Genomic DNA, 7333 nt, shown 5'->3' with positions numbered 1-7333 from the left:
AAGATTGCTTCGTCATTACCTCGGATAAAATACCATTGATTATTATGAAATAGGGCAATAATTTCAGTTTGAATAGAGCATTTTTTTCCAGAATTTTTTGTGGTTACAAGCTCAACAGGTATAACAAAATAAGGAATGCCATTATCAAGTGTCCCTTCCCGTTTTTGTTTTTGGTCAATGTGGATACTTTCAATCTTATAATTTTCTGACAATTGTTCGATTTGGCTTTTCATGATTTGCCGAAATTGCGATTGACTAAGATTTTTTTTAGCGGTTAAGCTGTTGATGATTTCGGGAGGGACAGCATTTAAGATGGCATTCGCATCGGCATTTTTAAGTGCTTTACTATAAGCAGAAGTTGCATTTTCAAGGGCTGTGAGTTTTTGATTTGTAATTGTATGTGCTTGAGTTGTTGATGAGATAAGGACAATGCATAAAAAAATGCAAACGAGAAAACAAATTCGCGCCATTAGAAACCTTGTTAATTAATTTGAAGAAATTCAAAATGATTATAAAGGAAAAGCAGATAAGTAAAAAGCCTCTTGCACGCTTACACGCGTAGAATATCCACAAAAATAGAGGCTTTCGCCTCCATTTTAAAGTCAAAAGAATGCGTATGATTGTTTAAACAGAATAGTACATATCAAATTCAACAGGATGGGGCGTTGTTTCGTAACGTAGGACTTCTTGCATTTTCACTTGAATAAAGGAATTAATTTGATCATCATCAAAAACATCACCAGCTTTAAGAAAGCCACGATCTTTGTCGAGTGCTTCAAGTGCTTCACGCAGACTTCCTGAAACGGTAGGGATTTCTTTGCGTTCTTTTAAGGGAAGATCATAAAGATCTTTATCCATAGCATGTCCAGGGTGAATTTTGTTTTTGATGCCATCAAGACCAGCCATTAAGAGGGCTGCAAATGCTAAATAGGGATTTGCTGTTGGATCTGGAAAACGCACTTCCACGCGTTTTGAATTTGGCGAGGAACTCATTGGGATACGGCAAGATGCAGAACGATTACGTGCCGAATAGGCAAGAAGGACAGGAGCTTCATAACCAGGAACTAAACGCTTATAAGAATTTGTGGATGGATTGGTAAAGGCATTGACTGCTTTTGCGTGCTTAATAACACCACCGATAAAAAATAAACAGGTTTCTGAGAGCCCAGCATATTCATTTCCCGCAAAAATGGGTTTGCCATCTTTCCAAATGGAGATATGAACATGCATTCCAGACCCGTTATCACCAAAAACTGGTTTTGGCATGAAGGTTGCTGTTTTTCCATAACTGTTTGCTATTTGATGCACGACATATTTAAAAATTTGCATCTTATCTGCTTCACGAACGAGCGTATCAAAACGAATACCCAATTCATGTTGACCTGCTGCTACTTCGTGATGGTGTTTTTCAACATGTACCCCCATATCTTTGAGTGCTGTGAGCATTTCAGAACGCATATCTTGGCAGGAATCAATCGGCGGGACGGGAAGATAACCTCCCTTCATTCGTGGGCGATGTCCTAGATTGCCTGTTTCATATTCCGTATCATCATTGGAAGGAAGTTCACTTGAATCAAGTCTAAACCCTGTGTTGTAAGGATCCGTTTTATAACGCACATCATCAAAGATAAAAAATTCTGCTTCTGGACCTATATTGATTGTATCGCCAATGCCTAAAGATTTCATATAAACCTCAGCCCTTTTGGCGATAGAACGAGGATCCCTACGGTAAAACTCACCGGAGACAGGATCAAGTACGTCACAAAATATGACCAAAGTAGATTGAGCAAAAAAAGGATCGATATGCGCTGTTTTGGGATCAGGCATTAAAACCATGTCAGATTCATTAATTGTTTTCCAACCAGCAATTGAAGAGCCATCAAACATAACGCCATCACTAAAGGTGTCTTCGCTGATCTCTGCGATATCCATTGTAATGTGATGTAATTTTCCTCGTGGATCAGTAAAACGTAAATCAACAAAACGGATTTCGTTGTCTGCGATCTGTTTAATAATATCTGATGCGGTTGTCATATTCAATTTCCTTAATATGGCGTTGAGGGTGATAAAAAAGTAAATTTTTGTTGTCTATTTAAAGAGCATCGATCCCAGTTTCGTCAGTGCTTATACGAATGGCATCATCAATGGAAAAGACAAATATCTTTCCATCTCCTATATGTTTGGTTTGAGCTGCTTTACGTATTGCATCAACAGTCTGTTCCAGTTTTTCATCGGATACAACAATTTCAATCTTTACTTTAGGTAGAAAATCAACAACATATTTCGTACCACGATAAAGTTCTGTATGCTCCTTTTGGCTACCAAAACCTTTCGCTTCTGTTACTGTAATACCATGTAGTCCAATTTTTTGAAGCGCTTCTTTTACTTCATCAAGTTTGAAAGGTTTTATAATGGCTTCAATTTTTTTCATGCTGAAATTATCTCCAACGTTATTTTGTCTTTTTAGACTGCATCACATTATATTGACAACGGTAAGATGTCCAACAGATACTTTGTGCACAAAAAGTCGACAAGAATGATACTTTATGCTCTTGGAGGAGATTTTTTGTAGAGTTTAATGTGAAATATTGTTGTTTTGGAAAAAAATCTTACACTTCTTTTGTACAGAATTAAAATAATCTAATAAGAAAGTTTATTTTTTTTATTGAATAATAGGTTGATTTATAAGGATAATTATACGTTTTCTCATATTGAATGAGAAATGCTAATAGTGTGAGATTTTTTCATTTTAGATTTTTTTATCGTCAATCAATCAAAATAATATCTGTGTATATCCTAAATCGTATGAGTGTGTGGATAAAAATGGTTAAGAGAGAAATAAAATGCCTATAATAGATGGCGTTTCAAATATAAGGGTTTGGGGGTAGCAATAGGGACTGACTAAGATCATAATAGCAGCGGTTTTCTCCATTATTAAGTATAAAGATGCTGATGTACAATGATGGATGTATCAATATACCATTCACAGGAGATGTTGTTGGGAGCACTGAGAGATGTTTCTTTAAAAGAGATGTTTTTTAAAACAAGCGGTTGGAATTGACAACGTAAATATATTTCATTTGGAATATTCTATCCCTTTGTGAGGCGCATGATCTTATTAGGGAACGCGATAAACAAAAGCGTGGGGTAAGTTCTCAATCTTTATTCTTTAAAAAATATTGCTGGGGATGCTTTTGAAAATTATCAAGATAAGAATTAAAAGGAGCTGGTAAAAATGAAATTTTTTGTACCCTTAAAACTTTTTATTCTTCTCAAATTAGGCTATCTGATCGTTTCAGATAGAAGCAAACAGAGAGGAGATATACAATTATGCATGCGTGCCTATTTGGCAGTACCAAAATTGAAACAGCTTATAAAGTGCTAAATCGTTTCAGTTTTTGTTTCAGATATGTTGCTGCACTGGAATGAGATATTAATTTACAGACAATAATAAAAATACAGGGCTTTTTTTATATGCCATATCTTCAAGGGTTCACTTTTTTAAGCGTTTGAATTGTAGAGAGGTTGACGCATTAAAACATCTTTTAAAAATTTTCCCGTATAGGAAGCGGGAACTTTAATAATGTCTTCAGGGCGTCCAATTGCAACGATTTCACCACCGCGATCTCCACCTTCTGGTCCTAAATCAATAATCCAGTCGGCTGTTTTGATAACGTCAAGGTTATGTTCAATGACGATGACGGTGTTGCCTTGCTTGACCAGTTCATGGAGCACTTCAAGAAGTTTGGAAATATCATGAAAATGTAAACCTGTTGTCGGTTCATCCAAAATGTAGAGTGTACGGCCTGTTGTTTTACGTGAAAGTTCTTTTGCAAGTTTTACACGTTGTGCTTCTCCACCAGAAAGTGTGGTTGCTTGCTGTCCTACTTTGATGTAACCCAATCCTACTTTAATAAGGGTCTCCATTTTATTATGAATAGCGGGAACAGCGTGAAAAAATTCCTCTGCCTTTTCGATTGTCATATCCAAAATATCAGCGATAGACTGCCCTTTGAATTTTATTTCTAATGTTTCTCGATTATAGCGTTTTCCTTTGCAGACATCACAAGTCACATAGACATCCGGTAAAAAGTGCATTTCAATTTTGATGACTCCATCGCCCTGGCAGGCTTCGCAGCGTCCTCCTTTAACATTAAATGAAAAACGTCCTGCTTTATAACCACGGGCTTTTGATTCTGGAAGTTCGGCAAACCAATCACGAATCGGTGTAAAAGCGCCTGTATAGGTTGCGGGATTAGAGCGTGGGGTACGTCCAATGGGGGACTGGTTGATATCGATGACTTTATCAAGAAATTCTAATCCCTCAATTTTATCATAGCTGGCAGGACTGTGATGACTGCCCATGATCTGATGTGATGCTGCTTTGAAAAGTGTTTCAATAAGAAATGTTGATTTTCCTCCTCCAGAAACACCGGTTATGCATGTGAAGGTTCCAAGAGGGATATTTGCACTGATGTTTTTAAGGTTGTTACCTTTGGCGCCGATGACTTTAAGGTTTTTTGATTTTGATATTTTGCGTCGCTCAGTCGGTATTCTAACAGCCATTTTTCCTGAAAGATATTGTCCTGTAAGAGAGGCTTGATTCTCTATAATTTCTTGCGGTGTTCCTTGCGCTATGATTTTACCACCATGAACACCCGCAGCTGGCCCCATATCGACAACATGGTCTGCTGTGAGAATAGCATCTTCATCATGTTCAACAACAATGACTGTATTGCCAAGATCGCGCAAATGGCGCAGCATTTCCAAAAGACGTTCATTATCCCGTTGGTGTAAACCGATAGATGGTTCGTCTAAAATATAAAGGACGCCTGTAAGACCAGAACCAATCTGGGAGGCTAATCGAATACGTTGGCTTTCTCCCCCTGAAAGGGTCCCTGAATTCCGAGATAAGGTAAGATATCCCAGTCCTACATGATTTAAAAAAGCGAGCCGTTCGCGAATTTCTTTTAAAATACGTACCGCAATATTACGTTGTTTTTCCGTGAGATATTGATGAATATTGGCAAACCAATCATCTGCTTTTAGAATAGAAAGGTCTGATATTTGACCAATATGCATCCCATGGATTTTCACAGCAAGGGCTTCTGCTTTTAAACGATAACCGTGACAGGCTGGGCAAGGCGAAGAAGACATATAACGCTCAATTTCTTCACGGGACCAAGCAGAATCGGTTTCTTTCCAGCGTCTTTCCATATTGGGGATAATTCCTTCAAAAGGCTGAGTTGTTTTATGCAAACCAGAATCGTTTTTATAGGTAAAAGAGATTTCATTTTTTTTGTACCGTAGAGAATAGCTTGTTGTGCTTCATCGGAGAGTTCACACCACTGGTCTGAAAGTTTGAAACCGTAAGTTTTTCCTAATGCTTCTAAGGTCTGGCTGTAATAAAGTGAATCTGATTTAGACCAAGGCGCAATGGCTCCATCTTTTAAGGTAAGATTTTTATTGGGCACAATTTTCAGTGGATCCATTGCCTTTTTGATGCCCAGTCCATCGCAAAGAGGACAGGCTCCAAAAGGGTTATTGAACGAAAAAAGGCGTGGTTCAATTTCAGGGATAGAGAAACCTGATACAGGGCAGGAAAATTTTTCTGAAAAAAGAAGTCGTTTGTGTGTGTCATTTTTTGACTTATGAGCAGATTCTTTTGCCGTTTCTTTTTGTGCCAAAGGTTGGTCTGCCATTTCAGCAATGGCAAGTCCATTTGCTAGCTGTAAACAGGTTTCTATACTATCAGCCAAGCGAGAGGTGATATCCTCTTGTACAACAATGCGGTCTACCACGACATCGATGTCGTGTTTATACTTTTTATCAAGAGGTGGAATATCAGGGATTTCATAGAATTTTCCATCAACTTTAGCACGTTGAAATCCCTTTTTTAAAAGTTCTGTTAGCTCTTTTTTATATTCTCCCTTTCTTCCTCTCACCAAGGGGGCCATAATAAAAATTCGCGTTCCTTCTGGTAAGGACATAATTTGATCCACCATTTGACTTACTGTTTGGCTTTCAATGGGGTGTCCTGTAGCAGGGGAATGAGGAATGCCAATACGTGCAAAAAGGAGACGCATATAGTCGTGTATTTCAGTGACAGTGCCGACCGTTGAACGGGGGTTGCGGCTGGTTGTTTTTTGTTCAATGGAGATGGCTGGGGAAAGACCATCGATACGGTCAACATCAGGTTTTTGCATAACTTCCAAAAATTGGCGTGCATAAGCTGAAAGGCTTTCGACATAGCGGCGTTGTCCTTCAGCGTAAATTGTATCAAAAGCTAAAGATGATTTTCCTGATCCAGAAAGTCCTGTTATAACAATGAGTTTATCACGAGGAAGATCGAGATCAATATTTTGAAGGTTATGCTCACGTGCACCGCGAATGGAGATATATTTTTGATGAGTCATATTTTATCCTTGGCATGTGTAACAAAAATTGAGCCTCTAAAATGGAATAAAACTGTTTTTTTAGAATTACAACGTGCTTAATTGCTTTAACGCAGAAAGATAAGGTGTAAGTTTTATGAAAAGAAAAATACAAATGAGCAGCTTTTTATTCTCTACTGATGGAATAAACTATGCGTTGTTATCATATTTTGTTATAATCACACAGATCCAATGTTGGGAAAGGGTAACAACATCCATATTGAAGGTCAATTACAGACCTGTAAATTGAAGGTCAAGATGGTTATAACTGTTATATAATAGACTATTTTACGAATTAAATTTTTGGAGTTTATGCGATGGCTGGTAGCCTTAATAAAGTTATTTTGATTGGTAATCTCGGGTCAGATCCTGAAATCCGCCGTTTGAATTCTGGAGATCAAGTGGCAAATTTGCGTATTGCTACTTCGGAAAGTTGGCGTGATCGGAATACAAATGAGCGAAAAGAACGCACTGAGTGGCATAGCATTGTTATTTTTAATGAGAACCTTGTCAAAATTGCAGAGCAATATTTAAAAAAGGGGAGTAAAATTTATATTGAGGGGCAGTTACAGACACGGAAATGGCAAGATCAAAATGGAAATGATCGTTATACAACAGAGGTTGTTTTGCAAAAATACCGTGGTGAATTACAAATGCTTGATGGGCGAGGGGGAGCGAGTGGGGAGCAAGGGGGTAGTTATAGTGGTGGCTTTGCAGATAGTAGCTCAAATCAGAGAAATACTTTTGGTCAAAATAATAGCCAAGTAGGAGAAAGTTTCTCTCACAAATTAGATGATGACGTCCCTTTCTAAGAGTCTTTAAATTACAGGATATTACGCGTTCTTTATGGTTTGTCTGTTTCAGGCTTTTGAAGTTTAGCGAAGTGGAAGTTGTTTATT

Annotated in this window: 4 protein-coding genes and 1 pseudogene; 1 reads left to right on the top strand and 4 read right to left on the bottom strand. The window is 37.8% G+C overall.

Annotated elements, in window-relative coordinates:
* The 4 genes and pseudogenes from BN338_RS06965 to uvrA form a co-directional block, all read right to left on the bottom strand.
* A partial coding sequence (locus BN338_RS06965; RefSeq protein ID WP_039760402.1) for a hypothetical protein occupies nucleotides 1-470 on the bottom strand: 470 nt, incomplete at its 3' end.
* Nucleotides 471-624: 154 nt separating this feature from the next.
* Nucleotides 625-2034 (bottom strand): type I glutamate--ammonia ligase, encoded by a 1410-nt coding sequence (gene glnA / locus BN338_RS06960; protein ID WP_039760401.1) that lies wholly within the window; start codon nucleotides 2032-2034, stop codon nucleotides 625-627.
* 58 nt (nucleotides 2035-2092) lie between these two features.
* Nucleotides 2093-2431, bottom strand: coding sequence for a P-II family nitrogen regulator (locus tag BN338_RS06955; RefSeq protein WP_039760399.1), 339 nt, complete (start codon nucleotides 2429-2431; stop codon nucleotides 2093-2095).
* Between the two features lie 1070 nt (nucleotides 2432-3501).
* Nucleotides 3502-6416, bottom strand: a pseudogene (gene uvrA, locus BN338_RS06950) (excinuclease ABC subunit UvrA).
* Between the two features lie 335 nt (nucleotides 6417-6751).
* Here uvrA and ssb point away from each other — a divergent pair.
* On the top strand, nucleotides 6752-7246 hold the full coding sequence (gene ssb / locus BN338_RS06945; RefSeq protein WP_039760398.1) for a single-stranded DNA-binding protein: 495 nt from the start codon (nucleotides 6752-6754) through the stop codon (nucleotides 7244-7246).
* Nucleotides 7247-7333 lie beyond the last annotated feature (87 nt).

It is taken from the genome of Bartonella queenslandensis AUST/NH15 (assembly GCF_000312585.1).
In the GTDB taxonomy this organism is placed as follows: domain Bacteria; phylum Pseudomonadota; class Alphaproteobacteria; order Rhizobiales; family Rhizobiaceae; genus Bartonella; species Bartonella queenslandensis_A.
The sequence above is the reverse complement of the archived record's forward strand: the minus strand, read 5'-3'. Positions and strand labels throughout refer to the sequence as shown.

Bases quoted from the DNA above. Each gene is read 5' to 3' on its own strand.
- glnA (WP_039760401.1), bottom strand. From the start codon at position 2,034: ATGACAACCGCATCAGATATTATTAAACAGATCGCAGACAACGAAATC.
- BN338_RS06955 (WP_039760399.1), bottom strand. From the start codon at position 2,431: ATGAAAAAAATTGAAGCCATTATAAAACCTTTCAAACTTGATGAAGTA.
- ssb (WP_039760398.1), top strand. From the start codon at position 6,752: ATGGCTGGTAGCCTTAATAAAGTTATTTTGATTGGTAATCTCGGGTCA.